The following is a 24753-nucleotide window of genomic DNA, read 5'->3' on the forward strand; positions in this document are numbered from 1 at the left end:
GACCGGTAAAAAGGACTTTCCATCGGCAGTCTCGGTCGGCGTAGCGGACCATTCGGCGAGACCGTCAGGGTGTCGGTAGTAGATGACCGGGCCTGTCGGCGTTCGGGTTGCGGCTGGCATTGCTTCAGCTTGCCGTCCCATCAGCGCGGTGAATTTCGTCTGCGCCACATTTGCCAGCATAGCAGGCGTCCAACCCTTGACGCCTGCCGCGAGGCCCGCCCATCCAGCCGCGCCGCCAACCACGCCGATAAGCACTAATTTGCCAAAGACGCTCATGGCAGCACCTCGAGCACGATTTGCGCCTGAACAGTTTCAGGTTCACCCTGCACCTTGGCCGCAACGGAAAACCGCCAGTTTCCGTCCATCGTCAGATCGGCGGAAAAACGATATAGACCCGGCTCTTTGCCAGGCAGCGCCACGACTGTCGAAGTCATCGTCTCCATGCCGTCCGGCTCCATATCCAGCCTTGTAGCAAAGATGACGGCGCCTTCGACGGGCGCATTGGTCCGGGTATCAATCAGACGAAGCTCCAGAACCGCGCCGTCTCCGAAGGGATAGGTCGTTTCGATGAGAACGAGGTTGTAATCAGATGCAGCCGCCTGTGCCATCGGCACGGAGAGCTGGGTCGCGACCACGAGGGTCGCAAGAAAGGTGGGGATATAGCGGAGCATGATACGCCTATTTTGACGGGCAACAGGAACGCCAGCCATCGTATCGACCCTGAGTCTATACGTTACATCGGCGCGTGGATTTTGGTGCGAAAGGCACCTGACCCGTCATGCCTTGGGCGGTCTTTGAAGCCCAATGTCCGCATGTTGTCGGTGGGCTGCCGCCTCGGCCCGTGAGAACTCTGCGCTTCCGGGGCCCCGCAAGCTCGCTAGAGTTGCTCGTTCCAGCCCCAGCACAATCGGGGCTACCCGACATTGCATCGTCGAAATGCAAGCAGCATCGCATTCCGGCATGTCCGGGCAGTCATCTGGACAGCAATCGCTTTGCATGACCATCGAAGACCCTGAATCCACGCTTGAAATGGACGCATGGCCGATTTGCGCCAGAACAACGCCAATCAAAAGAGTAAGCAGAAAAAGGCGCGTTTTGAGTATCATCGGTCAGCTATGTTGGATTTCTGACAGACCAGCAATACACGTTTTGCTGAAATGGATAATTGACCGACTTCACGTTCAAATCGCGGACCCGCTAAAGCTTCAATCGCCTCAGCCTGAGAGCGTTTGCGATGACCGAGACTGAAGAAAGGCTCATCGCGGCTGCGGCGATCATTGGTGACATTAATAGGCCGAAGACCGGGTAGAGGACCCCTGCCGCGATTGGAACACCGAGCGTGTTATAGGCAAACGCCCAGAACAGGTTCTGGCGAATGTTGCGGATCGTCGCCACCGCCAGTGTCCGCGCCTTGACGATGCCGTTCAGATCCCCGCGCAACAGCGTGATGCCCGCACTTTCAACCGCCACGTCCGCGCCCGTACCCATGGCAAGGCCGACGTCCGCTGCGGCCAGGGCTGGCGCGTCGTTGACACCATCACCCGCCATCGCGACCTTTCTGCCTTCGGCGTGCAGCTCGTCCACCAGCGCCTTCTTATCTTCCGGCAGAACGCCGGCCCGAACCTCGTCGATTCCAAGCCGCTGCGCCACGGCCCTGGCGGTGCGTTCGTTGTCACCTGTCGCCATGATGATCCGCAGACCTGCCTCGTGCAGCACCTTGATGGCTTCGGCAGTCGACTCCTTGATCGGGTCGGCCACTGCGACGATGCCGGACAGCTTACCTTCAATGGCTACGAACATGGCAGTCTTACCCTCGGCCCGTAGAACATCTGCCGCTTCCTCCGCCGCAGATGTGTCGAGAGACATGTCGCGCATCATTGCGGTATTTCCAAGTGCGACAGCCCGCCCCAAGACAGTTCCGCGCACGCCTTTTCCGGTCACCGCCTCGAAGTTTTCGGCATTGCCGACCTTAATACCCTTCTCCTTCGCACCCTCCACGATGGCCTCCGCCAACGGGTGCTCCGAGCCTTTTTCCAGGGCGGCAGCTAGGGTTAGAATGGTTTCCTCGCTTTCGTCGCCCAGAGCGGCCACATCGGTCAGCTTCGGCTTCCCCTCGGTCAGGGTACCCGTCTTGTCCACGATCAGCGTATCGACCTTGGCCATGCGTTCCAGAGCTTCGGCGTCCTTGATCAGCACACCCGCCTGTGCACCGCGCCCCGCGGCCGTCGTGATCGAAATCGGGGTCGCCAGACCCAGAGCACAGGGGCAGGCGATGATCAGCACCGACACCGCCGAGGCAATGGCAAAGACCAGAGCAGGTTCGGGTCCGAAGCTCAGCCACGCGACGAATGCGAGCAGCGCGATCAGGACAACGGTCGGCACGAAGTAGGATGAGACCTTGTCGGCAAGACCCTGAATCGGCGCGCGGGACCTACGCGCGTTCGAAACCATCTCGACGATCTGGCTCAGCATCGTGTCGGCACCCACGCGCGCGGCCTCGATGACAAGGGATCCGTTCTTGTTGATCGTGCCGCCGGTGACGGTATCGCCGGGACCTTTTTCGACCGGCAGGGGTTCGCCGGTGATCATGCTCTCGTCGATGGACGACGTACCGTCCATGACCGTGGCGTCGACGGGGATCGCGTCGCCTGGGCGGACCCGCAGACGATCCCCCTCAACGATGTTTTCCAGCGGCGCGTCATACTCTGTGCCGTCGGGCAGGATACGTCGCGCGGTTTTCGGGGCCAGGTCGAGTAGTGCCCGAATGGCATCGCCGGTCCGTTCCCGCGCCCTCAGCTCCAGAACCTGCCCGACAAAAATCAGGGTGATGATGACAACGGCGGCCTCAAAGTAGGTGCCGACGCCCGCGCCCATCCGGTAGACCTCCGGAAACACGCCCGGAAGGAACGTAGCCACCAGCGAATAGATGTAGGCCGCACCGACACCGATGGCGATCAGTGTCCACATGTTGGGCGAGCGGTTCATGATCGACGCCCATCCCCGCTCGAAGAAGGGTTTCGCCGCCCATAGGACGATTGGTGTCGCCAACGCGAACTCGACATAGGTCGCCAGTTGATGCCCGATCCAGTCTCGGACGGGCAGACCGACCAACTCCCCCATGGTTAGGATGACCAGGGGAACGGCCGCGGCGGCACTGATCCACATGCGGCGGGTGAAGTCGGTCAGTTCCTGACTGGGTTCATCCGACGGTAACATCGGTTCCAGCGCCATGCCACAGATCGGGCAAGATCCGGGTTCATCACGTACGATATCAGGGTGCATCGGGCATGTATACTGCGCGCCTGCTTGTGACGTCATGCGACGATCCGATGCCTTGCCAGGGGCGTAGTAAACTGGATCAGCCTTGAACTTGGTATGGCACTTGTCGGAGCAGAAATAGAAAATTTCACCGTCATAATCTGCACGGCGTGCGTCCGGAGAAATTGTGACGGACATGCCGCACACCGGATCCACGGCATGATCCGACGACCGCTCTGACGCATCCTTGCCTACTATCTGATCCATTTCCCAGCCTTTCAAAAACTACACTGGGACCGCAAATAGTGCTTCCCGTAGATGGAAGGTCAAGTCCAATCGCCTCGCTGTCGCGCCCGAACAGTTCAGAGGAGGTACAGTGCTGATTGTGATGGCCTTAATCACAGAACATCCCAAGAAACTTCTTGAACCTCTAGCAACTGAAGCTCCTATCTTTGGCTCAACGCTTATTCTCAGAGGTTTCCCATGTCCCACGACGGTCCAGACACGCATCCGCACGGTCATCAGGATGATCGCAAAGACACAAAGGCTTGCTGTGGCCAGACGGCCGAAGACACCGCGCAGGTGGCAGCACCTCCACCATCCTCCGGACGCAGTTTTCGCGTTAACGGGCTGGATTGTGCGGAAGAGGTCGCGATCCTGAACAAGGTCGTCGGGCCGGAAGTCGGCGGCAGCGAGCATCTGGCCTTCGATGTGATCAACGGGCGCATGACCATCCTCAAAAGCGCCAAACCGCTCAGCGACGATAAGATCATCAAGATCGTCGGCTCGACCGGTATGAGCGCGAAGATGTGGGATGCCGAAAGCGCCGAAGCGGATCAGGCGGCGCATTTCGCACGTCAACGCCTCTTCACCGGACTCAGCGGCGGCTTCTGGGCCGCGGGGTTCCTTTACCACATCGTCGAGACGGGGGCGGGCGGCGCGCTGCGGCTCTTCTCCGGTCATGGCGAGACGTCTATGCCTCTGGTCGAGATGGGGCTGTTCATGCTGGCGGTGGTGTTCGGAGCCTGGCTGGTCGCCCCCAAAGCATGGTCCGCCGCGCGTAGATTGTCGCCTGACATGAACCTCCTGATGATCGTTGCCGTAGCCGGTGCGATCGGGCTGGGCGAGTTTTTCGAGGCGGCGACGGTCGCATTCTTCTTTGCTCTGTCCCTCGCTCTCGAATCCTGGAGCGTGGGGCGTGCGCGCAACGCGGTCTCGGCCCTGTTGGACCTGGCACCACCCACGGCGCGCGTCATTCGCGCCGACGGATCGGAGACCGATGTTCCTGCGGCTCAGGTTGCGATCGGTGACCGCTTCGTAGTGCGCGGCGGAGACCGCATCCCGCTCGACGGAGAGGTGACCGAGGGTCGCGGCGATGTCGATCAGGCTCCGATTACAGGGGAAAGCGCACTGGTCGCCAAGGAAACTGGCGACGAAGTCTATGCAGGGACGATCAACGGTGATGGCACGCTGACGGTCAGGGCCACCAAGGCCGCAGGCGATACCGTGCTATCGAAAATCATCCGCATGGTAGGCGATGCGCATTCGCGCCGGGCCGAGGTGGAGCAATGGGTCACGAAATTCGCCCGCATCTACACGCCCATCGTGATGGCGCTGGCGATTCTAATCGCCGTCGTTCCGCCGCTGCTGTTCGCGGGGGCATGGAATTACTGGTTCTACAATGCGCTGGTTCTTCTGGTAATCGCTTGCCCCTGTGCGCTCGTGATTTCTACGCCGGTCTCCATCGTCGCTTCGCTCGCGGCCTCGGCACGCAATGGCGTGCTGATCAAGGGCGGTGCCTATGTGGAGGCTCCGTCACGCCTGACAGCTCTGGCAATGGACAAGACCGGGACGATCACCATGGGAGAACCGGAGGTCGCGGGCCTGCATCCTTTAGGCGGCACGGTCGAACGCGACCTTCTGAGCGCCGCTGTCGCGTTGGAAGCCCGCTCTTCGCATCCTCTGGCGCGGGCCATCCTGGCGCGCGGCGAACGCGACGGGTTGAAGCAGTCGGCGGCTACCGACACCAAAACGGTGCCGGGCCGCGGTGTCGAGGGAACCTGGGAGGGTCAGCCCGTCTGGCTCGGCTCGGATCGATTTGCGACCGAGAAGGGGCTTGGCGAAGCGATCCCCCGCGACCTGCTGGAACGGATCGAAGGGGCTGGCAGCACACTCGTTGCCGTAGGCTCCGCGGACCGCCTGCTGGGCCTGATCGAACTGCGCGACCGCATCCGCCCGGATGCGAAGGTGGTCGTGGCACGCCTGCATGCCCAGGGCGTAAAAAAGATCATCATGCTGACCGGCGACAATGAACGCACGGCGCGCGCCGTGGCGGCGGAAGTCGGCATTGACGAGGTGCGCGCGGAACTGCTGCCCGAAGACAAAGTGACGGCAATCGAGGAACTCGTTGCCAACTATGATGTCGTGGCAATGATTGGCGACGGTGTGAACGATGCACCTGCCATGGCGCGGGCGCATTTCGCCATCGCCATGGGTGCGGTCGGATCGGATGCCGCCATTGAGACCGCCGATATCGCGCTGATGACGGACGACATCGCCAAGGTGCCATGGCTGATCGGGCATTCGCGCCGCACCATGAACGTCATCCATCAGAACATCGCAATTGCGCTTGCGACGAAGGCGCTGTTCGTCGGGCTGACAGCGTTCGGCATGGCAACAATGTGGGGTGCCATCGCTGCGGATGTCGGCGTTTCGCTACTGGTAGTCGCCAACGCGCTCAGGCTGCTCCGGGCCAAGAAGGACCGGCCGGACGGGTCCGGGGGAGAGCAAGTGGGAGAGAAGATGGCGCAGGGAGCCCTAGCCCACGGCCATTGATTGATCAGGCATACCGATACCGATATGAGTGGACAGGTAAAAAGATCGAGCGGACGACATGATGAAAACGACACGACGAACGGCACTCTTGGGCGGACTTGCACTTGGCCTTGCAGGGTGCGCCAGCAAATTCCGAACCTACGAGGGGCCCGAGGTCACCCGGTTGCAGATGTTCAAAGGTGACCGGAACCTGTTCCTGTTCGACAATACCTCGGTCCTGAAAGCCTACAGGATAGACCTCGGTTTCGCGCCCGAGGGGCCCAAGCGGTTCGAGGGTGACGGGAAAACGCCCGAAGGGGCTTATACCGTCGACCGACGCAATCCCGACAGTCTGTTCCATCTCTCCATCGGAATCTCTTATCCGAACGAGGCCGATATCGCCTTCGCCGCTGCACAGGGACGTGAGCCAGGCGGCGACATTTTCATCCATGGCGGGCCACGACCCGGGATCGACGCGATCAAGCCAGACTGGACGGCGGGTTGCATCGCGGTGTCGGACCGCGAAATTGAGGATATCTACGCGATGGTGCGGGACGGGACGCCAATCGACATATTCGCCTAGCGCCTATCCGGCCTTGGACGGCGGTTCATAGAACCCGTGCAAGAACGATCGAGGCGAACAACGCCAGGAGTCCGAATGCGATCGCGGAACTTGCCGCGTACTGGGCGATGTCCAGCCTGTTGCCGCCACGCTTCTTGGCGAGATATCCGCCCCATGCGGCGCCGGCCAATGCTCCGAAGATCACGATCACGGTGCCTTTTCCTTTCCAATAGTCAACCCAATGGCACCCGCGATGCACGCTGCCAAAACGAGCAGGAACATCATCTGCCCGTATTTCGCGAATGACGTGGCCGGGAGCGCAGCTGGCAAGCGGGCGTCCAAGAAGCCGGTCTCATCCAGCCCAAGGCGGGCGACGATGCGGCCGTACCCATCGATAACTGCTGAAATGCCCGTGTTGGCCGCGCGAACCATCGGCAGCCCCTCTTCGACCGCGCGCATCCTGGCAGAGGCCAGATGTTGCCGGGGACCGAGAGACGCACCGAACCAAGCGTCATTGGTGGCGTTGAATATCCAGTCCGGACGCGAAGCGGCGTCTACGACACGTCCCGGAAAAATCGCCTCGTAGCAGATCGAAAGGCCGACCGGAGATAAACCGGGTAGCTCAACGGTCTGAGGGCCGGGACCGGGAGTGAAGTCCCCAAGCCCAATTGTCAGTCGCTGGAGCGGAAGAAAACCCCGCAGGGGAACGTATTCCCCGAACGGCACGAGATGATGCTTGGCGTATCTCGTGACGATCCGTCCGGTCTGATCGACCGCGAGGATCGAATTTCTATAGCGTGTGCCAGTGCCGGCCGACTCGCGCGTCTGCGCACCGGTCAGAAGAACACGGCCCTCAGGCAGACGTTCGGCAATTTGATCCAACATTTCAGGATTCTCATCAAGATAACCGGGAAATGCACTTTCAGGCCAGAGAAGGACGTCGAAGCTGCCAGACTGCGCGGACAGGTCCAGATAGCGGGATATGTTCCGGTCGCGGAACGCGGGGTCCCATTTCTCCGTCTGAAGAATGTTTCCCTGAACGGTCCTGACGGTTGTGTCTGTTGGCGGTGTGGTGGCCATAAGGCGAACCGTACCGAGGGTTCCGGCACCCCCCACCACCGACATGAAAACAAATGCGGCGAACGCATTTTGCCGACGATTCCGCATGAGGAGCGTTACGGGCAGGACCGACAGCAGAACTGTGAGGAGGCCAAGTCCGTAGCTGCCAACCCATGCGGCCATTTGGCGTGGAATATCGTAGTCGGCCCACGTGTAGGCAATAAGGTTCCAGGGGAAGCCTGTCAGCATGGTGCCGCGCAGCCATTCCGAAACCGACCAGCAGACCGCGAAGATCAATGCGCCGGAGACACCTTTCGTCCTGCTCCATGCGAACGCTGCCATTGCCGCCGCTGGGAACAGCGCAAGGCCGGCGGCCAGTCCAGCCACCGCAGGAACGGCCATCCAGGCGAGCCGCTCCGGGTCGACGAAAAAGCTCTCCGCGATCCAGGACAATCCGAACAGGAAGTAGCCAACGCCGAACGCCCATCCGGCAAGTCCGGCCCGCATGCGGCTCTCTCCGACCGTGAGGAGATACAGCGCGCCAAACGCGACGGGCAAAAGCACCGGCATCGAGAATGGTGGCAGAGCGAGAACCGCCAAAGCGCCGAGGCCGAATGCACAGAATGTGAGGATGATACCTGACATTCCGGAAATGCGGAGAACAGTGATGCCGATTGAAATCACCGAGATCTATCTTGAGGTTTCGGACGCAGCGACCTTTTCGCGCCCCGAGAAGATCAGCAAAATCCCGACGCCGCAGACCACGAAGACATCCGCAAGGTTGAACGCTGGCCAATGCGCCGTTCCGAGATAGAAATCCAGAAAATCGGTCACCCCTCCAAAGCGAAGACGGTCCACGATATTCCCAAGAGCGCCGCCGATCACCATGCCGTAGGCAACCGCCTCGGCTGCCTGCGTTGCCCGGATCAGTGAAACGACGAGGAACAGAACGACGGCGGTGGCGACCAATGCAAGGACCCACCACGGCACATTTTGAAAGAACCCAAAGGTCACGCCGTAGTTGCGGTGGAAGATCAGGTTAAAGCCGGGGAATACAGCGACGCCGGTGGCGAGCGCTTCTGCGTTCGCAAGCACGAACGCCTTCGATGCCTGATCGGCGGCGAGCGCCGCGACAGCTGTACAAATGCCGATGGAACGAGTTGCCATGGATCACCCCAACCAGACATCGAGGAACAGCATGACGACGAGCCCGATCGCGAGCCCGGTCGTCGCCTGCTTCTGGTGGCCGCTGCGATGGGTTTCCGGGATGATCTCGTGACTGATGACGTAAAGCATCGCACCCGCCGCAAAAGCCAGACCCCAGGGCAGGAGAGGCTGCGCCACGACGATCACCGCGGCACCGAGAAAACCTGTGACGGGTTCGACCAGACCGGTCAGTGCCGCAATGCCAAAGGCGCGGCCCGCCGAGTATCGCTCGCCCAGTAGGGCGACTGCAACAGCCAGCCCTTCAGGCGCATTCTGCAATCCGATCCCGAGAGCGACGGGAAATCCGCCTGTAAAACCATCAGCTCCGAACGCAACGCCGACGGCCAAACCCTCCGGCGCATTGTGGATCGTGATGGCGATGATGAAGAGCCAGACACGGCGCAGCGAGACCGCCTCCGGGCCTTCGCGCCCGCTGCTGAAATGCTCATGCGGGATCATTTCGTTCATCATGGCGACCGCGCCCATGCCCATCAGGATCGCAGCACAGACGATCAGCGCCGGTATCGCGCCATCCCCGTATCGGCCCTCCGCTGCGTCGAGTGCCGGTATAATGAGAGAAAAGAAAGACGCGGCAAGCATGACCCCGGCGGCAAAGCCGAGCGAAATATCGCGCCATTTGCGTGAAGGGGTCTTGCCGAGAAGCACGGGCGTCGCCCCGACGGCGGTCATGAGACCGGCGGCCAGGCTGCCTAGAAAGCCCAGTGCGACTGGTGAGAGTGTTGTGATTTGCTCCACTTTAACTCGCCGGATAGGACGAAAAGATCTCAGTGGAGCCGTCGGATTTCACCAGAAAGACATCGTAGGCTTCGGCAGCGTCGCCGAAATCCATGCCGGGCGAGCCGATGGGCATGCCGGGCACGGCCAGGCCTATGGCATCGGGACGTTCTTCAAGCAGTCGAGTAATATCGGCTGGCGGAACGTGACCCTCGATGGTGTAGCCTTCGACGGTCGCCGTGTGACAGGAGAACATATCGACGGGAATACCGCGATCCATCTTCAGACGGATCAACGCCCCGCCCATATTCTCACCTTCAGGGGCAAAATCGGCCTCGGACAGCTTTTCCATCCAGGCAAGGCAACAACCGCAGCCGCGCGTCTTTCCGACGTGGATAGCGGTCTGGGCGGTCACGGCCGTCGCGGCAACAATCATGAGGGTCGCAGCCGCCAAGGTTTGAAACCTGTTTTTCATCGTAATTCCTGTCAAATTAGTCATGTGTCTTCGCGAAGAACGGTCACGAACCGTGTGCGCGTCGCTTCAAGGATTTCAGTGGCGTCCGCAGTGTCGAAATTTTCCACAGAGGCGAGCAATTCCTCCCCGAGCGGATCGATAGGTCGGCCGTCCACGCGCACTTCGTAGTGAAGGTTCGGAGCTGTCGCCGTGCCTGTCTCACCGACCTGGCCAATCGTTTCGCCCGCGACCACGCGGTTTCCGACGGCCAGACCCTCCGGCACAGCGCTGAGGTGCGCATAGCGGGTCATTGTGTCTGACCCGTGCGCGATCTCGACCACCCGGCCATACCCGCTCCGCCATCCGATGAAGGAGACCCGTCCGGGTGCGGTCGCTGCAATCGGTGTCCCCGCAGCGGCGGCATAATCGACACCTGTGTGCATCCGCAGATTGCCGTAGATCGGATGCTTGCGCTGCCCGAAGACCGACGACAGTCGTGCGCCTTCCACCGGCGGCGCGACCGTCCGCAGGATTTCATCATTCAAATAGACCGTTGCCCGCCCGCTGTCTTCGGCTGACCAGAGGATTTCGAAGCGGTCGTCGGCCAGATCGAGGGCCGCATAGGAGATTGACGGTTGACCGACCTCTGAACCATCGCGAAGGACGGTCTGACCCCAAAGAATATTCAGGGTCTCTCCGCCTTGAAGATCCCTGCGAAAGTCGACCGTTTCCCCGAGGATTTGTGCGAGATCGACGGCAAAACGGGCCGGGACGCCTGCTCGATCCAGCGAAGCGTAGATCGACCCGTTTACCAGCAGCCGGCTCGCACGCTCGACTGTCAACGCGCTCGGCGTTACCGTCCGACTCGCAATGGTGTCGTCCAGGGTGACTTCGATCCGCACACCGTCAACGACAGCCAACGTCACAACGGATGGCGTGCCGTCCGGGCGAAAGTCGACGCTCGGACGATGGCCCGGTCGAAGGCGGCGCAGGTCGTATTCAACCGTCAGTGCCAGTGCGACTTCGGTCCGTGTTTGCGCATCCATGTCCGCGAGAGAGAGAAGCACGTCCAATGTGTCACCCGCCTCGACCGTCGCCTCCCAAGGCGGCGTGGCGAGGGCCTGAACAAGCGCCATCAGATTATCTGGCTCGGCCCGTTCCAGTGCGGGAAACTCAGGCGGCTGAAAAGCGGCCGGAAGCATATTCGGCATCGTCTCGCCAGATGCGTTGACGCCTGGTCCATCGAGAGGTTCGGGTGGACTGTCCAAGGCTTCCGGAGCCTCGGAAAAGATGTACTCGGGCGGCGCCTCCAGGATCAAAGCCCGGCTCGCTATCGTGCTGACCGCTGCCGCGGCCATTGTCGTTCCCAGAACGATATGTCTCAGTTTCAAGATTCTGCCCTCTCGGTTCTGTTCTGCATCGCGCGCCTTATCTTCGGCACGGCGAATTCGCGTGGTTCGTGATAGTCGATGGTGGTGACGAAGCGACCTGTTGCATCGAACAAGAAAACACCCGCCGTGTGGTTCATCGTATATTCGCCGTTTTCCCCCTCAACCTTCTCATAGGTGACACGGAAACAGTCGGCGATGGCGGCGATCTGGTTGGGCGGGCCCGTCCATCCCTGAATCTGCGGATGGAAATACGAGACATACTCGGCCATGGTCTCGACCGTGTCGCGGTCCGGATCTACGGTGATGAAAACGGTATTCAGGTCTTCGGCGTCCGGCCCAATCTCGTCGAGCCATCCGGAAATGTCCGAGAGGGTCGTCGGGCAAACGTCGGGGCAATAGGTGAATCCGAAGAAGACCAGACTCGGCTCGCCGATGAGGGTTTCCGGGCCGACATCCCGACCATCCTGATCCGTCAGGCTGAATTCCATAGCAGTCAGCGGTAGAGACCGCTTGCCCGGCGCGGCGTCAGCGCCAGGCCCATCCACCTGCCACCAGCCGACAAACAGGGCGGCAAAGACCGCCGCCGCCCCGATCGCTGCGATTTTGGCCACCCTCATCATCAGCCGGATCAGCCTTCGGGGCCGCGTGCGCCGATGCCAAGGACCGGGACGGTGATTTCAAGCTCTGTTCCATCGGAAAAGAGCAGGGTCAGCGGAAAGGTCTCCCCCTCGACGAGCGGAGATTGCAGTTGCATGAGCATGGCGTGATATCCGCCGGGTTCAAGGGCGAACATACCCCCGGGCGGGATCACGATATCGTCCGCCGGAGCCATGCTGCTGACGCCGTCAGAATTGGTTCTGGTTTCGTGGATCGAAGCCATGCCGGAGATCTCCGCGCGAAGACCGATAAGGGAGATCGGATCGCTGCCCTCGTTCCGAACGGTCAGATAGGCCCCGCCGGGCCGCGACATTCCAAGGCTCGCGCGCGCCCAGGGGCTCTCGACCACAATCGATGCGTTCTCTGACAACTGCTGCGCTGAGGATGCCATTGGCAAGCCCATCAGAAGGGCGACAGACAGGCTCTGGATTGCCTTTGCGAAGGTTTTGAACACGTTGGGTCTCCTGTTCGTTCTAGTTTGTTGCCGCAGCCTCGACTTCGGCTTGGACGAGCGACAAGAGCTGCTCCGCACTGAACTCTGGCAAAGGCTTACCGTTGACGAAGAACGTCGGTGTGCCCTGAATTCCGACAGCTTCGACGTCGGCCCGGTCCTGATTGAGGACGCCGACGATGCTGGGTGACATGATCTGATTTGCGGCGGCTTCTGTGTCCAAGCCCGCCGCTCCGGCGATCTCCATGATGCGCTCCGCTGCCGGAGCGCCGTGAGAGGCCCAGGCGGGCTGATTTTCAAGCAGCGCTTCCAGCACGGGAACAAAAACGTCCTGCAACCGGGCCGCTTCCAGCACCTTGATTGCCAGCTCGGACCCCTCGCCGTGGAACGGAGTGTAGCGCATGACGACGCGCACATCGTCGGGGTATTGCGTCAGTATCTGCTTCACGATGGGATGGAAGGCGCGGCAGGCCTCGCAGGCCGGGTCGAAGAACTCCACGATGGTCACTGGCGCATCCTCACGCCCGAGTATGGGAGAATAGGACCGAACAAGACGATCCTGTTGTTCCAGCGGAGCGGCTGTCGCCACCGGGGTCGGATCGGGGCGCGATACGAACCAGACACCAGCCACGAAAACGGCCAGTACCAGAGTGAGTGTCGCGAGCAGAAGTGTCTTTCGGTTCATATTGATATCCGTCGAAGTTGAATGAGAAGGACAAGGATTGCCCCGAACGTCAGCAGGGAGAGCAGAGGGATTGGCAGGCCAAGGATCAGCATCGCGTCATCGGTGCAGGATGGCCCGGACGCCGTGCAGGGGACGATCGGCGCCGGCACGATCCCTGCGTAAAGCAGGGAATGGTAAAGGGCGACGGCACCACCCAGAACCGCGAGCGGCGCGGCATAGCGCCAGATCGAGAGGTCGGCGCGCCACGCCGCCACCCCGAGGATGATCGCGAGCGGAAACATGAAGGCACGCTGGAACCAGCACAGATTGCAGGGGGTCTGCCCCAGAACCTCTCCGATGAAGAGCACGGCAAGCGACGCGGACAAGGCGACGAACCATGCCGCGAAGAGGAAAGCCACCGGGCTCGCGGCGCTTGGCGTTGCGTCTGGGCTAGCTGTCACGCGCCGATCCTTTCGCGAAGATCAGTAACGATCAGTCCGGGTTCCTCGTCGTATTCGTAGATGCGGACAAATTCGCTTTCCGGATCGAAGAGAAGGAAGGACGACGTATGCCCCATCGTATAGCCGTCGGGCGCCGAGGCTTCCTCGATCTTCTGGTAGTAGATCTTGAAGGTCTCGGCAGTGCGTTCGATTTGGTCCGGCGGTCCGCTCAACCCAAGGATCCCCTGACCAAACTGGGGAACGTAGTTGGCCAGAGCACTTGGCGTATCCCTTTCCGGGTCAACCGTGATGAACAGGGGCTGGACGGCGGAATTTTGGGTGCCGAGCTCGTCCATGACCTGCGCGATGGTTGCGAGCCCCATGGGACACACGTCGGGGCAGTTCGCAAATCCGAAAAAGACGAGCATCCAGCGCCCTCGGAAATCCTCGTCGGTCTGCACCATACCGGTATGGTCCGTCAGCTCAAAATCCGCAGTGAAACTCTCGGCCTCAGGATCAACACGCGCGGCGACCGGTCCCTGATTGCGTTCAGTCATCCAAAGCGTGGCTGACACCGCCGCAGCGACAACCACTGCCGACCAGAGAACTATCCGGACCTTCTTCATTGCTTGCGCTACCCACCTGTTCAGTTTGTCTGTGCGCGGGATACAAGCTACAGCAGATAGAGGTTCAAGCGAAAAGTTACTTTTTGTTGTCCGAAGTCACGCCAAAGTGAAACCTTTGTCTTTTCAATGGAGTTGTCTCTTCAGTAAGCTACAGTCTTTGTAGATTGAAGGATCGCACATGCTGGCAATTGGAACACTCTCGCGGAGAACCGGAACCAAGGTTCAGACGATCCGCTACTACGAAGAAATCGGTTTGATGAACGAGGCCGGAAGGACCGCAGGCGGCCAGCGCCGTTACTTTGAAAAGGACCTCGACCGGCTGGCTTTCATCCGGCACTCACGCCAGCTCGGATTTTCGCTCGACTCCATCCGGGAGCTGCTGGACCTCTCGGACAACCCGTCCCAATCCTGCGCGGAGGCGGATTCGATCGCGCGTCGGCAACTCCACCAAGTCGAACAGCGGATCAAGCGTCTGCAAGCGCTTAAGAAGGAATTGAAACGCATGGTCGCCGAATGCGACGGTGACAGCGTTGCGGAGTGCAAGGTTCTGGAGGTCCTTCGAGACCATGCGGAATGTCTGACCGAGCACGACGAGATTGGGGCTTGAACGTCGCAATTGCCTATCCGCTAGCTGCTGTCGCAGAGATCAGCGGGTGTTTCGCTATCTGGGCGTGGTGGCGTCTTGGGGCATCACCGCTCTGGCTCGCACCCGGCATATTCGCGCTCGCGCTTTTCGGCTGGTTGCTGGCGCAGGTCGAAACCAGCGCAGCGGGCTGCGCTTTCGCAGCCTACGGCGGCATCTACATCGGGGCCTCCATGCTCTGGATGTGGTTCGTCGAGGGCCAGCGACCTGACAGATGGGACTTCATAGGGACGTCTATCTGTTTGATCGGTGCCGCGATTATTCTTTCGGTGCCGAGAGAGACGTAGATAAATTCTCTTGGATCTACAGTCGCTAGAGGTTCTATATATCTTTTTGATAGCGGCATCCGAAGAGGGCGTTTCTGCCCCCTTTCTTAGAAATCGGAAGGTTTGCCAGTTCGATGGTCGAAAGCGAATTCAGCGGGAAGAATGAAAAAGAGCGCCAGACGCTCTGGATTGTTCTCGGTCTCAATCTCGCAATCGTTGCGGGGTTCTTCGCCACGGGAGCTATCGGCGATTCCAGCGCCCTGATCGCCAATGGTCTCGACAACACATCCGACAGCCTCGTCTATGGCATCAGCCTACTGGCCTTGTCCCGGTCGTCGAAGTGGAAGCGGGGTGCCGCGAACGTATCCGGCGGATTGCTTCTGATCTTTGCGGTTGGCATTCTGATTGACGCTTGGCGGCGCTATGTCGGCGGTTCCGAACCGCTCGGAACTCTGATGATCGCAATGTCGCTGATCGCTGCGGTCGTCAACCTCGCCTGCATCTGGCTGCTCGGGCGACTGAAGGAACCGGACGTGAACATCCGGGCCGCCAACACCTTCAGCCTCAACGATTTCGCATCGAACGGCGGCATCCTGATCGCGGGCGGTCTCGTTTGGTGGTTGGGCAGCAACTGGCCCGACCTCGTTGTCGGGGTCGCGGTGGCTGGCATCGCGGCGTGGGGCGGCATAGGCATCCTGCGGGACGCGCATGACGAGCATCACAAGGCAGTTCACAATCACCAACCAGAATAGTCTCTCGCGTCGCGACAAGATAAAGGTTGAAGCTACAGTGACTGTAGAAACTATCATCTCTGTATAGTTGATTCTAGGAAACGCTCATGACCCCTGTTGACCCGCTGCTTTCGTCGACGCCACTCTTGGATTTCAGGCATCCTTCACTTGCCGCTCTGATCGCCGACCGGGGGTGGGGAACCTTGCCGTTGCATGATCGAATTGGTGCAATCTACGACTTCGTGCGAAACGAGATCGACTTTGGCTATAACCGCGCCGACGACATTCCTGCCTCTGAAGTACTCGACGACAGGTATGGACAATGCAACACGAAGGGAACGCTGCTGATGGCGCTTCTACGCGCTGTCGGCGTAAGATGCCGCTTGCACGGCTTCACAATCCACAAAGCGTTGCAACGGGGCGTCGTGCCTGAACTGATCTATCCGATCGCACCCGCAGAAATCCTCCACTCATGGATCGAGGTCGAGACCGAGGCAGGATGGGTCGATCTTGAGGGCTTCATCCTCGACACACCCTTCCTGTTGGCCCTGCAGCGGTCGTTTCCCGAGACACGGTCCCTATGCGGCTACGGTGCCGGGACCGACTGCTTGAGCGCACCGCCAGTCGGATGGACGGGGGAGAGTACATATATCCAGAAGACCGGCATCGCCCGCGATTTTGGAACATTCGATAATCCTGACATGTTTTATGAGCACCATCGTCAGGCGTTTGGCCCCCTGCGCGACTGGATCTATCGGCACCTCATTCGCCATTGGATGAATGCCCGCGTCAGGGCGATCCGCGCTGGTCGTTTGCCAAGCGTTCCAGGGCTCAGCCGGCCAAACCACGGCCATGAGGAGGCTTCTCGTGCCGCATGATCATGCCCATATGGAGCCTAAAGAAGGCGACCGGCGGGTTGCCATTGCCATCTGGGCAAACGGCCTCCTGACGGTCGCTCAGATTGTCGGCGGGATACTATCCGGCAGCCTCGCGCTGATCGCGGATGCCATCCACAACTTCTCCGACATGGCGTCGCTCGTCATCGCATTCGGCGCGCGCAAGATCGCGCGCCGCCCGGCCGATGCGAAAATGACCTTCGGATATGGCAGGGTCGAGATCGTCGCCGCGCTTATCAATTATACCTCGCTGATCATCATCGGCCTTTATCTGGTCTATGAGGGCGCGATGCGGTTTGTTGATCCGCCCGAAGTCGCGGGTTGGACCGTGGTCATCCTGGGCAGTGTGGCGCTGTTCATCGATACCCTCACCGCGTGGCTGACCTATTCGATGCAGAAAGGCAGCGTGAACATCCGGGCGCTGTTCCTCCACAACCTCAGCGATGCGCTGGCGTCTGTGGCCGTGATCGTCGGTGGCGTTCTCATCCTTCTCTACGATGTCCGCTGAGTTGATCCGGCGATCACCATCGGGATTGCCGCCTATATCCTCTGGCTCGCCTTCAGCGAGATCGGTGGCCCGATCCGCACCCTGATGTTGGGAAGCCCGCCCGATATCGACACGGACAAGGTTATCGCGGCCGTGGAGGACGTGGACGGAGTCGAGGAAGTTCATCACGCACATTTCTGGCAGATGCAGGAGCATCGTGCGGCGCTCGATACCCACGTCGTAATCGCCGAGGACCGCTGGGATGACCTCGAAAACATCAAGACGGCAATCAAGACCCGCCTCGACGAGGAATTCGGGATCGACCACTCAACGCTGGAGTTTGAACGCTCAGCGACCAAACATCGGGACGCACACAGGTATGGTCATGGGTGACCTCAAAACCGTGGTTCTCGTGCTGGGTTGTGCGGCCAATCTGTTGCTGGTCGCGGGTATACTCTGGTCCATGTTCCAACCGGAGCGACGAGTCTGGCCGCCGATTCACTCTACAGGAGCCCACAAGATTGTCGTCTGGGGACTTACGTGCGTCGGCTTCGGATCTGCCATCGTTTTGGCCCTGCTAGAATGGGGTGAGCTCGACTTCCCATGGATCATACGTTGGGGTCTAGGGCTTTGTCTGATCGTTCTGGGCAATGCCGTTGTCTGGTCCGGTGTGATGCAACTTGGGATGGCGGCGACGAGTGGTGATGAAGGCGTTCTGCGGACCCGTGGCCTTTACCGGTTCTCCCGCAATCCTCAGTATGTGGCTGACATGGCGATCCTCATCGGGATCGGACTGCTCTCCGCCTCGATCCTCGCGTGGCCAGTGATTATCACCGGCGTTACTGCATTGGCACTCGCGCCCTTCGCTGAAGAGCGCTGGTTGATTGATCGCTACGGGGAAGCTTACCGAGGCTACCTCCGCACAACCCGCAGGTTTCTCTGACAGCATAAGGACAGCTGATCTCACGGCTTTGTGAGTGGCAGCCTGTTGAAGCTCTAGTGGGTGGAGGTCCGAGAATAGTCCAAACAGATAAAATTTGAGGTTTTCATGATGAAACGAGCGAACGACATGTCAGTCACGCGCAGGGCTGCGCTCCTGGGGGCCGCCGCAAGCGGCTTGGTTCTCGGAACCGGCAGGGGAGTGGCACAGACAAACGAGGGTCTGGCGACACCGGCGGTGCGAAGCAATATTTCCGGGTTTAGGGTTGCGTCCTGGCAAGATCATTTTGACAACCTGCGGAATGGCGCGATTCTCTGCGACATTGACTCCCGCGCGGTGCAGTTCTGGTCGGAAGACGAAAACGTCTACAAGCTTTACCCCTCCAGCGTCCCTCTTACGGAGGAGTTGACGCGGCGCGGTTACACCGAAATCGTTCGCAAGGTGGATGGCCCGAGCTGGCGACCTACGCCGTCGATGAAGGAGCGCAATCCCGAATGGCCGGATTTCGTTGGCCCTGGCCCCGACAATCCCCTTGGAACACACGCCCTTTATCTGTCATGGCAGTACTACCGCGTTCACGGCACAGGTGACACGCGCAAGATCGGTCGACAATCGTCGAACGGCTGCATCGGCCTCTACAACGAACATATCGAAGAGTTGTTTGGATTAGCCGAGGTTGGTACTCAGGTTAAGTTGTTCTAAGGGCGGAAATTTTAAATATGCGAATTCATCTTGGCTTACTTCTCCCAGCAGCGTTTTTGTTGGGAGCGTGTTCCGCTTCTATTCCTGGCGGGCCCGACACTGCACAAAACAGACCACTGCCGGATGCAGTCGTCGCTATGGCCGCAACGGGTCAGGATCTTCAGTCCGCGCGCCTTTTGCCGGAAGACGGCTGCTACTGGTATCTGCACAACGGTCCCGTGGAAGTTACCCTGGTGCCGCTCCGAACCCCTCGCGGAAATCCGATTTGTACCGCGCCGGCGGCCTAGCGGGGTTCAGTAATCCGAAGTGCTCCCCGGCTAGGATAAACTCCCGTCACTTTCCCTGACCGATGGTGCTTTGGTACACGGCCTCAGCTTCCCGCAGTGACACTGTCCTCGGCCGAGTAGAGGAAAGCCGTCGAACCAATATCGACGTTGGGATAAAGCTCGTTTATGTGCGCCATGACCATTCTGACGCAGCCGGAACTTGCACGACCGCCAATGCTTCTCGGCTGTGGCGTACCGTGAATGCGGAGATAAGTGTCCCGGTCGCCGAGAAAGAGATAGAGAGCTCGCGACCCAAGCGCATTCTTAGGTCCGGGCTCCATACCGTCGGCGATATCAGCGTAGAGTTCTGGGTCGCGGTCGATCATGTTCTGCGTCGGCTGCCAATGCGGCCATCTGACTTTACGCTTGATCGTGTATGTACCTGGTTCGTACAGATCACCACGAGCAATGGCGACGCCATAGCGCATGGCAGTCCCGCCCTCCTCGATCTGATAAAGGTAGCGCGCAACCGCATCGACATGAATGTCGCCCGGTGTCAGCCGGTCTTTCGCGGCCACCCGGGTCGGGAGAAACCGCGGATGTAAGCCCCAGGGGTTCGAGGTTGCCGGGTCAAAGCCGGGCGGCGTCACCTGTGCGTCCCAGGCAACCTTCTGCGATTCGGTCGGCCAGGTATTTGCCAGCACCGGGCTGGCAACCGGAGCAGAAAAGAGGGCGGCGGTGGTCATCACGAAATGTCGTCTAGTCAGCATACTATACTCTTCCAGCTTTGTCTGGCGAATGCCGTGACACGAGAAACGGCGTTTGATGTACCATAGAACCTCTACCAACTAGAGCTTCAAGGAGTTTCTTCTGACACAGATTGATTGCTCGGCTTCTACATCTTGTCGCGTGGTCGATGGCGATTATTCGAGCACTTAATATAAATTACAGTCGTATTTTACATAAACTTCATTACGAGATTTTCAGCGCGTTTTTGGGCAAGTTCAGTTGCGGGTTGGAAACTCTACCTCACCCCATTGCGCCGTTTTTGCAGAGCCGCAACGCTTGCATCGAAGTCCAGCCTTCCTGCCTTGGCTCGACGGATCAGTTCGCGCATCAAACCGCCAGGATTGCGAACAGGGTAGCTCGGGTGATCTCGCTGCGCATCAACCAATAGTAGGCAGAAAGCCAACCCGTGGTCGCCCAAGGTGCTCTGGCCCTCGTGCCAAACTGAAGCATGGATATCGAGCATCGGCAGCAACGCCCAGGCAGCCTCGATGATGTCGCGCTCTTTGAGAGGTCGGTTCTGATCTCGGCTCGCGTCAAGCATCATGCGTAAGCCATCGCCGGCAATGCGATATAGATTCTCTGGCGTCAGAGCGGGTGGCGCGGGGCAGGGAATTGATGATGGCGGTTCACTCTGTGCGATTTCCGCGTGTCTTTCAGAGTTATCCACAGCGGGCGGCGTCTCTACAGTTTGAGTTTCTTCTCTGGTGTTTTGTGTAAAGGGCCGGAAGTTTTCCACTGGCTGGTCGGAAGAAAGCCCATGGTTTTCAAGCCAATCTTCAAGGCTGTTGCACAGATCGGAACTGGCCTTCAAATGGGCGGTAAGCCGCTCCAGACCAAGACGGCCTAACGCATCGCTGCGTGGCCATTCCGCAAAACTGGCCAGAATCCTGGCGATCTCAGGATCTTTGATAGCCAAGGAGGGCAGGGCGGCGATGCACCGCCTCATGTGACGCAAACGAAGGGACCGAAGATCCTTCAAAGCGCGCAAATGCCTCCGTTCCGCACGGAGCCGATCGCGAAGGGCTATGAATTCTTCCAGTCGCGCGATCAGCGGAGTCAGTATCAAGCCTAAGCCAGCACGCCCATAGCGGGCACCATTCGCCGCGACACGTTTCACGATCAGCCCAAGCTTGCACAGCGCGGCCTCATCCGTTCGCAACTGGCGCGACGTCTTGCCAAGTTCGACCGCTGCGAGATCCTGCGCGCCAAAAAACACCGGTTCACGATGGGGAGAGGTCCAGTCGGATGCGCGGGTGCGCCCGATGATGTAGTTCAGAACTGCGAGGCGCGCCGGGCGCAGGCCTATATGCGGGGCAACCTCTGAGATTAGCGCCATGACAGCCCCTTTGGTCCAGCCTTCCGGCAGGGTGGGATGGGTTTGGATCACGTTCATTGTCTTGTCCTTGTGAATTGGGACAAGGCTGCAACAGGGCATCCGTGTCCCAGCGAGAGACACGTTTTTTCGTTGCCTTGACTGTCGGGACTGCTAGAACGAGATCACAGTTTGATTTGACCTGTCGGAACGCCAATTCCGATGTTCTTTGAGCCCCTCGCTTGGTTGCCGCCTTGCGGGGGTTTCTTCTTTTCTATCGTTACCCTGTGATTGTTTGAGATCAGTAGTTGACCTGTTCGAAGCCATAGGTGCCCTCGAAATCCTCCCAATCGACGAACACAGCACGGACCCAGATATCGGGGCAGTTCTGACCGTATCGCTCGGCTCCTCGGAATGCCGGAGGAAGCGCGCTTACCGAGCTGTTTTGCCACCGAAATTGGCCGCCTTGATCGTACGTGCCACGCCGCACAGAAGCATGTCTGTTGCAATTCTCACGGCCCTCGTCCTGACGTGCCGTAACCTGGAAGACATCTATGGAGCGGATGAAATCAAAAGCGGGGTTCGTCACATCGATATCGGCGGCACGCCCGACAGCTTGGGCGAGCCGGAGCGTTTCTCGCTCTCGGGGCAGGGAGACTGCTGGACCCGGATTGAACCCCGCCAACCTGTAGAGGCGCTCAACCGGGTTCGGCGCTTCGAACTCAGCACGCATTGGACAACGCCAAATCTGCAGCGGTGGTTCGACCGGCCAGGGCGTGATCCGGCGGATAAACTCCGCGCGCGCGCGGGCACATGGGACCGAAGGAGGCCAACCGCCTGCGAGGCACAGGAGGATCGCACAATCGATCTGGTAGCCCTGTGCGGCGGCAGGTTTGGCAGCAAGCGGTGTAAGCCCGATCGCGATGATCACGGCAGTTGACACAAGCCGCCTCATGACAGAGCGCCACCGCTAACCCGTTGGCGTATAATAAGACTTATGTTAATTGTGTCATAATTACTGACATATTTTGCGCGTCGTTTCATTGGAACATCTCCTGGTAAGCGTCAAGCACAAGACGGACTTCGGCCTGCGCAGACGCTGATGCTGCGGCGAGGCAATTCAGATAGGTTTGTGCCTCATTGAAGTAGGTGTTGAACTCGGCTCTGATGTCGTCGCCATACTCGTTCAGGAGCGCAGGCGAGGCCGCCAACTCCGGCCGCAACGGCAACACGCAGTGCATCGCCAGCGTCTCGGCGGTTGCTGGGATCGCTAGGGCGATGAATGTGCTACATGCCAGCAACCGCGACATCTGGTGGTCTCCCGACAATCTGGGGGCGAATCGTGTGTTGGACCTATCACTGAAAAAATATCGCAATCAATCAAAAGATATCTATTGACTACTTAAAGTGTTTTCCGCTACGTCGCCGCATATCTTGTGACATGCACTGTTTGAAGCGGTGCAAAAGCAGGTTACTTCCGGAGGAACTTCTTTCCTTCGGAGGCAAAATGGCAGGAACAAAATACCCCGTGATCCTAACATCGCACATGCAAGAGGCGATTCAAGGTGGGGCATGGATCGAGGTGGAATGCGTTGAGGCCCCGGAAAAGGGCGGCAATACGCATAGGGGTGGCTGGACGGTTTTCGTCTGCTCCAATGACGGTCAAGGCGGCGTGCACCGGTCGGTCTATGTGACCAACCGGGATCTGAAACCACGCGTCTTCAAGACCGCAGCAGGGCTCATGAGCTTCTGCCTGGAGCTCGACGCAAAGGTATTCAGCTGCCCCCTCCGAGAAGGTGAGAGAGGCACGTGGGAGTTTGAGACGACAAGGCATCCTACCAACGGCTAGCCTCGTTCTCTGGGGGCTTTCAAGCCCTTCCACTTATGCACAATCCGTTATCGATCTCGATGCTCCAGACCGTGTTGGTCGACTAACCAGTAGCGTTCTCGACTTTGCAAGACCCCAACCCGAGCAAAACGACGTTGTCGCACGCTCTGAGGTCGTCCCTCTTGATTCACCACGCCTTTCTCCGCCTCGGATCCCATCGGGCCGCCCTGCGATCGAGACTATGATCCTTGATGTAGGGTCGGTCTACGCGGACCACCCGGCCCTGCGGAGGGCCGGGATGTCCTCTCGCGACTGGCTCGCATTTTTTCGCGCCAACATCGCTATTGAAAGCGCATTTGATCCAAGCGCGCAGTCGCATGTCGGCGCAATCGGGCTTGGGCAGTTGATGCCGGACACTGCACGCGTGCTTGGCGTCGATCCGCATGATCCTGAGCAAAACCTGCATGGATCCGCCCGCTACTTGCTGACACAACTTGATCGTTTCGGCACGCCGCAGCTTGCGCTCGCGGCCTATAATGCCGGCCCCGAAGCCGTGGCGCGCCATGGCGGCATTCCCCCCTACCGCGAAACCCAAGGCCATGTCCGCAAGGTCATGACCGTCTATGCCAAATCCATCGGAGACCAGACATGAAACGCATTGACTATACCCCGGCGGCATTGGCCGCGTTGCTGATGTTGGCCGCAGCCCCGGCGCTCGCACAGGACCTTAGCCCGGTCTCTGACATGATCGACAACATCATCGACGCGGTGACGGGTCCGATCGGTCGTGGCCTCGGTGTGCTCGCTCTCGTGGGATCCGGTGTCATGATGTTTTTCGGGCGCCTCAACTGGCCGATCTTCGTCGCCGTGTTTGTCGGCGTGGTGCTGATCTTTTCGGCCGAGACCATCATCGACGGCTTTGCGGCTCCTTGATCTGACCGACCGCAGAGACCTCCATGCGCGACACACCACTCTTTCTGGGGCTGACCAAGCCGCCACGGATATTCGGTCTCCCGATCGGATATTTTGTGGCGCTGGTCTTCGCATCCGTGATCCCTTTCATTCTGGTTGACGACATGCGGTTCCTGCTGGTGTTCCTCGCGGGCTACCCACCGCTTTGGGTGGTCGCAGACCGCAATCCACATCTGTTCCAGATTTTGAACGTGGTGATGTCGCGCACACCGCGAACGAGTGTGCGATCCCGCGATGGGGGCGATCTCTATGTCGCGTGAGTTTCGGGGGTTGATTGCAAGCAACGCTGTTCGGGATGCACTTGGGGACAAGGTCTTGAAAGCCGAGCGTCTTGGGCGGCACCTACCCTACATCGCTGCGGTGCGAGACAATGTCATCCTGACGCGCCAAGGTGATCTGATGGCGTCGGTCACGCTCGGCGGGATCGACAGCTTCACCAGCGATGACACCCGGATCGATGAGATCAGTGAAGGCTTTGCCCGGATCGTCAGTCAGTTGGGCGAGCGTTTCGGTTTCCACATCAACAAGGTATCACGCCCGGATGTCGCGGACCTTGCTGCGCCTGACGGTATGCCTTTTGCAAATGCGGTAGACGCGGCGTGGC

The 24753-nt window shown here is 59.6% G+C and carries 29 protein-coding genes and 3 pseudogenes; 14 read left to right on the forward strand and 18 right to left on the reverse strand.

Annotation, left to right across the window (positions count from 1 at the left end):
- The 3 genes and pseudogenes from ACU0FH_RS00545 to ACU0FH_RS00555 all read right to left on the reverse strand — a co-directional run.
- Window positions 1–276, reverse strand: a pseudogene (locus ACU0FH_RS00545) (efflux RND transporter periplasmic adaptor subunit); the annotation flags it as partial.
- Window positions 273–671 (reverse strand): FixH family protein, encoded by a 399-nt coding sequence (locus tag ACU0FH_RS00550; RefSeq protein ID WP_067293094.1) that lies wholly within the window; start codon window positions 669–671, stop codon window positions 273–275. The gene ACU0FH_RS00550 and the pseudogene ACU0FH_RS00545, both read right to left, overlap by 4 nt.
- Window positions 672–1197: 526 nt before the next feature.
- On the reverse strand, window positions 1198–3525 hold the full coding sequence (locus ACU0FH_RS00555) for a heavy metal translocating P-type ATPase (protein WP_238372962.1): 2328 nt from the start codon (window positions 3523–3525) through the stop codon (window positions 1198–1200).
- Window positions 3526–3741: 216 nt separating this feature from the next.
- On the opposite strand from ACU0FH_RS00555, the gene ACU0FH_RS00560 reads away from it, so the two are divergent.
- The gene (locus ACU0FH_RS00560) at window positions 3742–6093 is read left to right on the forward strand and encodes a heavy metal translocating P-type ATPase (protein ID WP_190325599.1); all 2352 of its coding nucleotides are present in this window, start codon (window positions 3742–3744) and stop codon (window positions 6091–6093) included.
- A gap of 61 nt (window positions 6094–6154) precedes the next feature.
- Window positions 6155–6655, forward strand: coding sequence for a L,D-transpeptidase family protein (locus ACU0FH_RS00565; protein WP_067293139.1), 501 nt, complete (start codon window positions 6155–6157; stop codon window positions 6653–6655).
- 25 nt (window positions 6656–6680) lie between these two features.
- Here the strand turns inward: ACU0FH_RS00565 and ACU0FH_RS00570 are convergent, their stop codons facing one another.
- The 11 genes from ACU0FH_RS00570 to ACU0FH_RS00620 all read right to left on the reverse strand — a co-directional run bounded on the left by ACU0FH_RS00570 (window position 6681) and on the right by ACU0FH_RS00620 (window position 14317).
- Window positions 6681–6845 carry a hypothetical protein gene (locus ACU0FH_RS00570; protein WP_170134538.1) on the reverse strand — a complete coding sequence of 55 codons (165 nt, stop codon included), beginning with the start codon at window positions 6843–6845 and terminating at the stop codon, window positions 6681–6683.
- On the reverse strand, window positions 6842–8338 hold the full coding sequence (gene lnt / locus ACU0FH_RS00575) for an apolipoprotein N-acyltransferase (protein ID WP_238372961.1): 1497 nt from the start codon (window positions 8336–8338) through the stop codon (window positions 6842–6844). The genes ACU0FH_RS00570 and lnt overlap by 4 nt, the downstream gene beginning before the upstream one ends.
- Window positions 8339–8383: 45 nt before the next feature.
- Complete coding sequence (gene lspA / locus ACU0FH_RS00580) at window positions 8384–8860, reverse strand: signal peptidase II (protein WP_067293102.1); 477 nt, start codon at window positions 8858–8860, stop codon at window positions 8384–8386.
- 3 nt (window positions 8861–8863) lie between these two features.
- Window positions 8864–9646: a ZIP family metal transporter gene (locus ACU0FH_RS00585; protein ID WP_090270173.1), complete on the reverse strand. Its 783-nt coding sequence runs from the start codon at window positions 9644–9646 to the stop codon at window positions 8864–8866.
- Window positions 9647–9656: 10 nt separating this feature from the next.
- Window positions 9657–10109 (reverse strand): DUF411 domain-containing protein, encoded by a 453-nt coding sequence (locus ACU0FH_RS00590; protein WP_067293107.1) that lies wholly within the window; start codon window positions 10107–10109, stop codon window positions 9657–9659.
- A gap of 20 nt (window positions 10110–10129) precedes the next feature.
- On the reverse strand, window positions 10130–11479 hold the full coding sequence (locus tag ACU0FH_RS00595) for a M23 family metallopeptidase (protein WP_446192912.1): 1350 nt from the start codon (window positions 11477–11479) through the stop codon (window positions 10130–10132).
- Complete coding sequence (locus ACU0FH_RS00600) at window positions 11476–12099, reverse strand: SCO family protein (RefSeq protein WP_111550079.1); 624 nt, start codon at window positions 12097–12099, stop codon at window positions 11476–11478. The genes ACU0FH_RS00595 and ACU0FH_RS00600 overlap by 4 nt, the downstream gene beginning before the upstream one ends.
- Before the next feature lie 8 nt (window positions 12100–12107).
- Window positions 12108–12539: a copper chaperone PCu(A)C gene (locus ACU0FH_RS00605; RefSeq protein ID WP_067293146.1), complete on the reverse strand. Its 432-nt coding sequence runs from the start codon at window positions 12537–12539 to the stop codon at window positions 12108–12110.
- Between the two features lie 70 nt (window positions 12540–12609).
- Window positions 12610–13272 (reverse strand): DsbA family protein, encoded by a 663-nt coding sequence (locus ACU0FH_RS00610; RefSeq protein ID WP_067293112.1) that lies wholly within the window; start codon window positions 13270–13272, stop codon window positions 12610–12612.
- Window positions 13269–13712, reverse strand: coding sequence for a disulfide bond formation protein B (locus tag ACU0FH_RS00615; RefSeq protein WP_007120864.1), 444 nt, complete (start codon window positions 13710–13712; stop codon window positions 13269–13271). The genes ACU0FH_RS00610 and ACU0FH_RS00615 overlap by 4 nt, the downstream gene beginning before the upstream one ends.
- Complete coding sequence (locus tag ACU0FH_RS00620) at window positions 13709–14317, reverse strand: SCO family protein (RefSeq protein WP_067293115.1); 609 nt, start codon at window positions 14315–14317, stop codon at window positions 13709–13711. Before ACU0FH_RS00620 ends, ACU0FH_RS00615 begins: the two co-directional genes overlap by 4 nt.
- A 178-nt stretch (window positions 14318–14495) precedes the next feature.
- On the opposite strand from ACU0FH_RS00620, the gene ACU0FH_RS00625 reads away from it, so the two are divergent.
- From ACU0FH_RS00625 to ACU0FH_RS00655, 7 genes and pseudogenes are all read left to right on the forward strand, one after another.
- On the forward strand, window positions 14496–14924 hold the full coding sequence (locus ACU0FH_RS00625) for a MerR family transcriptional regulator (RefSeq protein ID WP_024099356.1): 429 nt from the start codon (window positions 14496–14498) through the stop codon (window positions 14922–14924).
- Window positions 14891–15247 (forward strand): YnfA family protein, encoded by a 357-nt coding sequence (locus ACU0FH_RS00630; protein ID WP_201120810.1) that lies wholly within the window; start codon window positions 14891–14893, stop codon window positions 15245–15247. Before ACU0FH_RS00625 ends, ACU0FH_RS00630 begins: the two co-directional genes overlap by 34 nt.
- A 113-nt stretch (window positions 15248–15360) precedes the next feature.
- Window positions 15361–15978, forward strand: coding sequence for a cation transporter (locus ACU0FH_RS00635; RefSeq protein WP_238372959.1), 618 nt, complete (start codon window positions 15361–15363; stop codon window positions 15976–15978).
- A gap of 86 nt (window positions 15979–16064) precedes the next feature.
- Complete coding sequence (locus tag ACU0FH_RS00640; RefSeq protein WP_067293121.1) at window positions 16065–16835, forward strand: transglutaminase-like domain-containing protein; 771 nt, start codon at window positions 16065–16067, stop codon at window positions 16833–16835.
- Window positions 16825–17733 (forward strand): annotated as a pseudogene (locus ACU0FH_RS00645) (cation diffusion facilitator family transporter). Before ACU0FH_RS00640 ends, ACU0FH_RS00645 begins: the two are co-directional and overlap by 11 nt.
- The gene (locus tag ACU0FH_RS00650) at window positions 17726–18283 is read left to right on the forward strand and encodes a methyltransferase family protein (protein ID WP_040652314.1); all 558 of its coding nucleotides are present in this window, start codon (window positions 17726–17728) and stop codon (window positions 18281–18283) included. The pseudogene ACU0FH_RS00645 and the gene ACU0FH_RS00650 overlap by 8 nt, the downstream one beginning before the upstream one ends.
- A 108-nt stretch (window positions 18284–18391) precedes the next feature.
- Window positions 18392–18982, forward strand: coding sequence for a L,D-transpeptidase (locus tag ACU0FH_RS00655; protein WP_067293148.1), 591 nt, complete (start codon window positions 18392–18394; stop codon window positions 18980–18982).
- Window positions 18983–19352: 370 nt separating this feature from the next.
- On the opposite strand, the gene ACU0FH_RS00660 is transcribed toward ACU0FH_RS00655, so the two are convergent.
- The 4 genes from ACU0FH_RS00660 to ACU0FH_RS00675 form a co-directional block, all read right to left on the reverse strand.
- Complete coding sequence (locus ACU0FH_RS00660; protein WP_067293124.1) at window positions 19353–20018, reverse strand: L,D-transpeptidase; 666 nt, start codon at window positions 20016–20018, stop codon at window positions 19353–19355.
- A gap of 254 nt (window positions 20019–20272) precedes the next feature.
- Complete coding sequence (repC, locus tag ACU0FH_RS00665) at window positions 20273–21430, reverse strand: replication initiation protein RepC (RefSeq protein WP_067296140.1); 1158 nt, start codon at window positions 21428–21430, stop codon at window positions 20273–20275.
- Window positions 21431–21650: 220 nt separating this feature from the next.
- Complete coding sequence (locus ACU0FH_RS00670; RefSeq protein ID WP_067296150.1) at window positions 21651–22304, reverse strand: hypothetical protein; 654 nt, start codon at window positions 22302–22304, stop codon at window positions 21651–21653.
- Between the two features lie 85 nt (window positions 22305–22389).
- Entirely contained in the window at window positions 22390–22659 is a 270-nt protein-coding gene (locus tag ACU0FH_RS00675) for a hypothetical protein (protein ID WP_238372992.1), read from the reverse strand.
- A 197-nt stretch (window positions 22660–22856) separates the two neighbouring features.
- Between ACU0FH_RS00675 and ACU0FH_RS00680 the strand changes: the two genes are divergently transcribed.
- From ACU0FH_RS00680 to ACU0FH_RS00700, 5 genes and pseudogenes are all read left to right on the forward strand, one after another.
- A complete protein-coding gene (locus ACU0FH_RS00680) occupies window positions 22857–23198 on the forward strand; it encodes a hypothetical protein (protein WP_446192913.1) in 342 nt (113 codons plus the stop codon).
- 49 nt (window positions 23199–23247) lie between these two features.
- On the forward strand, window positions 23248–23829 hold the full coding sequence (locus ACU0FH_RS00685) for a lytic transglycosylase domain-containing protein (RefSeq protein WP_420485462.1): 582 nt from the start codon (window positions 23248–23250) through the stop codon (window positions 23827–23829).
- A complete protein-coding gene (locus tag ACU0FH_RS00690; protein WP_224557971.1) occupies window positions 23826–24110 on the forward strand; it encodes a TrbC/VirB2 family protein in 285 nt (94 codons plus the stop codon). The genes ACU0FH_RS00685 and ACU0FH_RS00690 overlap by 4 nt, the downstream gene beginning before the upstream one ends.
- Window positions 24111–24133: 23 nt before the next feature.
- The gene (locus ACU0FH_RS00695; protein WP_446192914.1) at window positions 24134–24409 is read left to right on the forward strand and encodes a type IV secretion system protein VirB3; all 276 of its coding nucleotides are present in this window, start codon (window positions 24134–24136) and stop codon (window positions 24407–24409) included.
- Window positions 24399–24753, forward strand: a pseudogene (locus tag ACU0FH_RS00700) (hypothetical protein); the annotation flags it as partial. The gene ACU0FH_RS00695 and the pseudogene ACU0FH_RS00700, both read left to right, overlap by 11 nt.

This window comes from Heliomarina sp. (genome assembly GCF_052826185.1).

Excerpts from the sequence above, each read along its gene's own strand:
- ACU0FH_RS00655 (WP_067293148.1), top strand. The coding sequence starts at position 18,392 with ATGAAACGAGCGAACGACATGTCAGTCACGCGCAGGGCTGCGCTCCTG.
- repC (WP_067296140.1), bottom strand. The coding sequence starts at position 21,430 with ATGAACGTGATCCAAACCCATCCCACCCTGCCGGAAGGCTGGACCAAA.
- ACU0FH_RS00680 (WP_446192913.1), top strand. The coding sequence starts at position 22,857 with ATGGCAGGAACAAAATACCCCGTGATCCTAACATCGCACATGCAAGAG.
- ACU0FH_RS00660 (WP_067293124.1), bottom strand. The coding sequence starts at position 20,018 with ATGCTGACTAGACGACATTTCGTGATGACCACCGCCGCCCTCTTTTCT.
- ACU0FH_RS00555 (WP_238372962.1), bottom strand. The coding sequence starts at position 3,525 with ATGGATCAGATAGTAGGCAAGGATGCGTCAGAGCGGTCGTCGGATCAT.
- lspA (WP_067293102.1), bottom strand. The coding sequence starts at position 8,860 with ATGGCAACTCGTTCCATCGGCATTTGTACAGCTGTCGCGGCGCTCGCC.
- ACU0FH_RS00695 (WP_446192914.1), top strand. The coding sequence starts at position 24,134 with ATGCGCGACACACCACTCTTTCTGGGGCTGACCAAGCCGCCACGGATA.
- ACU0FH_RS00590 (WP_067293107.1), bottom strand. The coding sequence starts at position 10,109 with ATGAAAAACAGGTTTCAAACCTTGGCGGCTGCGACCCTCATGATTGTT.
- ACU0FH_RS00630 (WP_201120810.1), top strand. The coding sequence starts at position 14,891 with ATGTCTGACCGAGCACGACGAGATTGGGGCTTGAACGTCGCAATTGCC.
- ACU0FH_RS00670 (WP_067296150.1), bottom strand. The coding sequence starts at position 22,304 with ATGAGGCGGCTTGTGTCAACTGCCGTGATCATCGCGATCGGGCTTACA.
- ACU0FH_RS00560 (WP_190325599.1), top strand. The coding sequence starts at position 3,742 with ATGTCCCACGACGGTCCAGACACGCATCCGCACGGTCATCAGGATGAT.
- ACU0FH_RS00620 (WP_067293115.1), bottom strand. The coding sequence starts at position 14,317 with ATGAAGAAGGTCCGGATAGTTCTCTGGTCGGCAGTGGTTGTCGCTGCG.
- ACU0FH_RS00605 (WP_067293146.1), bottom strand. The coding sequence starts at position 12,539 with ATGGGCTTGCCAATGGCATCCTCAGCGCAGCAGTTGTCAGAGAACGCA.
- ACU0FH_RS00565 (WP_067293139.1), top strand. The coding sequence starts at position 6,155 with ATGAAAACGACACGACGAACGGCACTCTTGGGCGGACTTGCACTTGGC.
- ACU0FH_RS00600 (WP_111550079.1), bottom strand. The coding sequence starts at position 12,099 with ATGATGAGGGTGGCCAAAATCGCAGCGATCGGGGCGGCGGCGGTCTTT.
- lnt (WP_238372961.1), bottom strand. The coding sequence starts at position 8,338 with ATGTCAGGTATCATCCTCACATTCTGTGCATTCGGCCTCGGCGCTTTG.
- ACU0FH_RS00650 (WP_040652314.1), top strand. The coding sequence starts at position 17,726 with ATGGGTGACCTCAAAACCGTGGTTCTCGTGCTGGGTTGTGCGGCCAAT.
- ACU0FH_RS00675 (WP_238372992.1), bottom strand. The coding sequence starts at position 22,659 with ATGTCGCGGTTGCTGGCATGTAGCACATTCATCGCCCTAGCGATCCCA.
- ACU0FH_RS00610 (WP_067293112.1), bottom strand. The coding sequence starts at position 13,272 with ATGAACCGAAAGACACTTCTGCTCGCGACACTCACTCTGGTACTGGCC.
- ACU0FH_RS00635 (WP_238372959.1), top strand. The coding sequence starts at position 15,361 with ATGGTCGAAAGCGAATTCAGCGGGAAGAATGAAAAAGAGCGCCAGACG.
- ACU0FH_RS00550 (WP_067293094.1), bottom strand. The coding sequence starts at position 671 with ATGCTCCGCTATATCCCCACCTTTCTTGCGACCCTCGTGGTCGCGACC.
- ACU0FH_RS00640 (WP_067293121.1), top strand. The coding sequence starts at position 16,065 with ATGACCCCTGTTGACCCGCTGCTTTCGTCGACGCCACTCTTGGATTTC.
- ACU0FH_RS00690 (WP_224557971.1), top strand. The coding sequence starts at position 23,826 with ATGAAACGCATTGACTATACCCCGGCGGCATTGGCCGCGTTGCTGATG.
- ACU0FH_RS00625 (WP_024099356.1), top strand. The coding sequence starts at position 14,496 with ATGCTGGCAATTGGAACACTCTCGCGGAGAACCGGAACCAAGGTTCAG.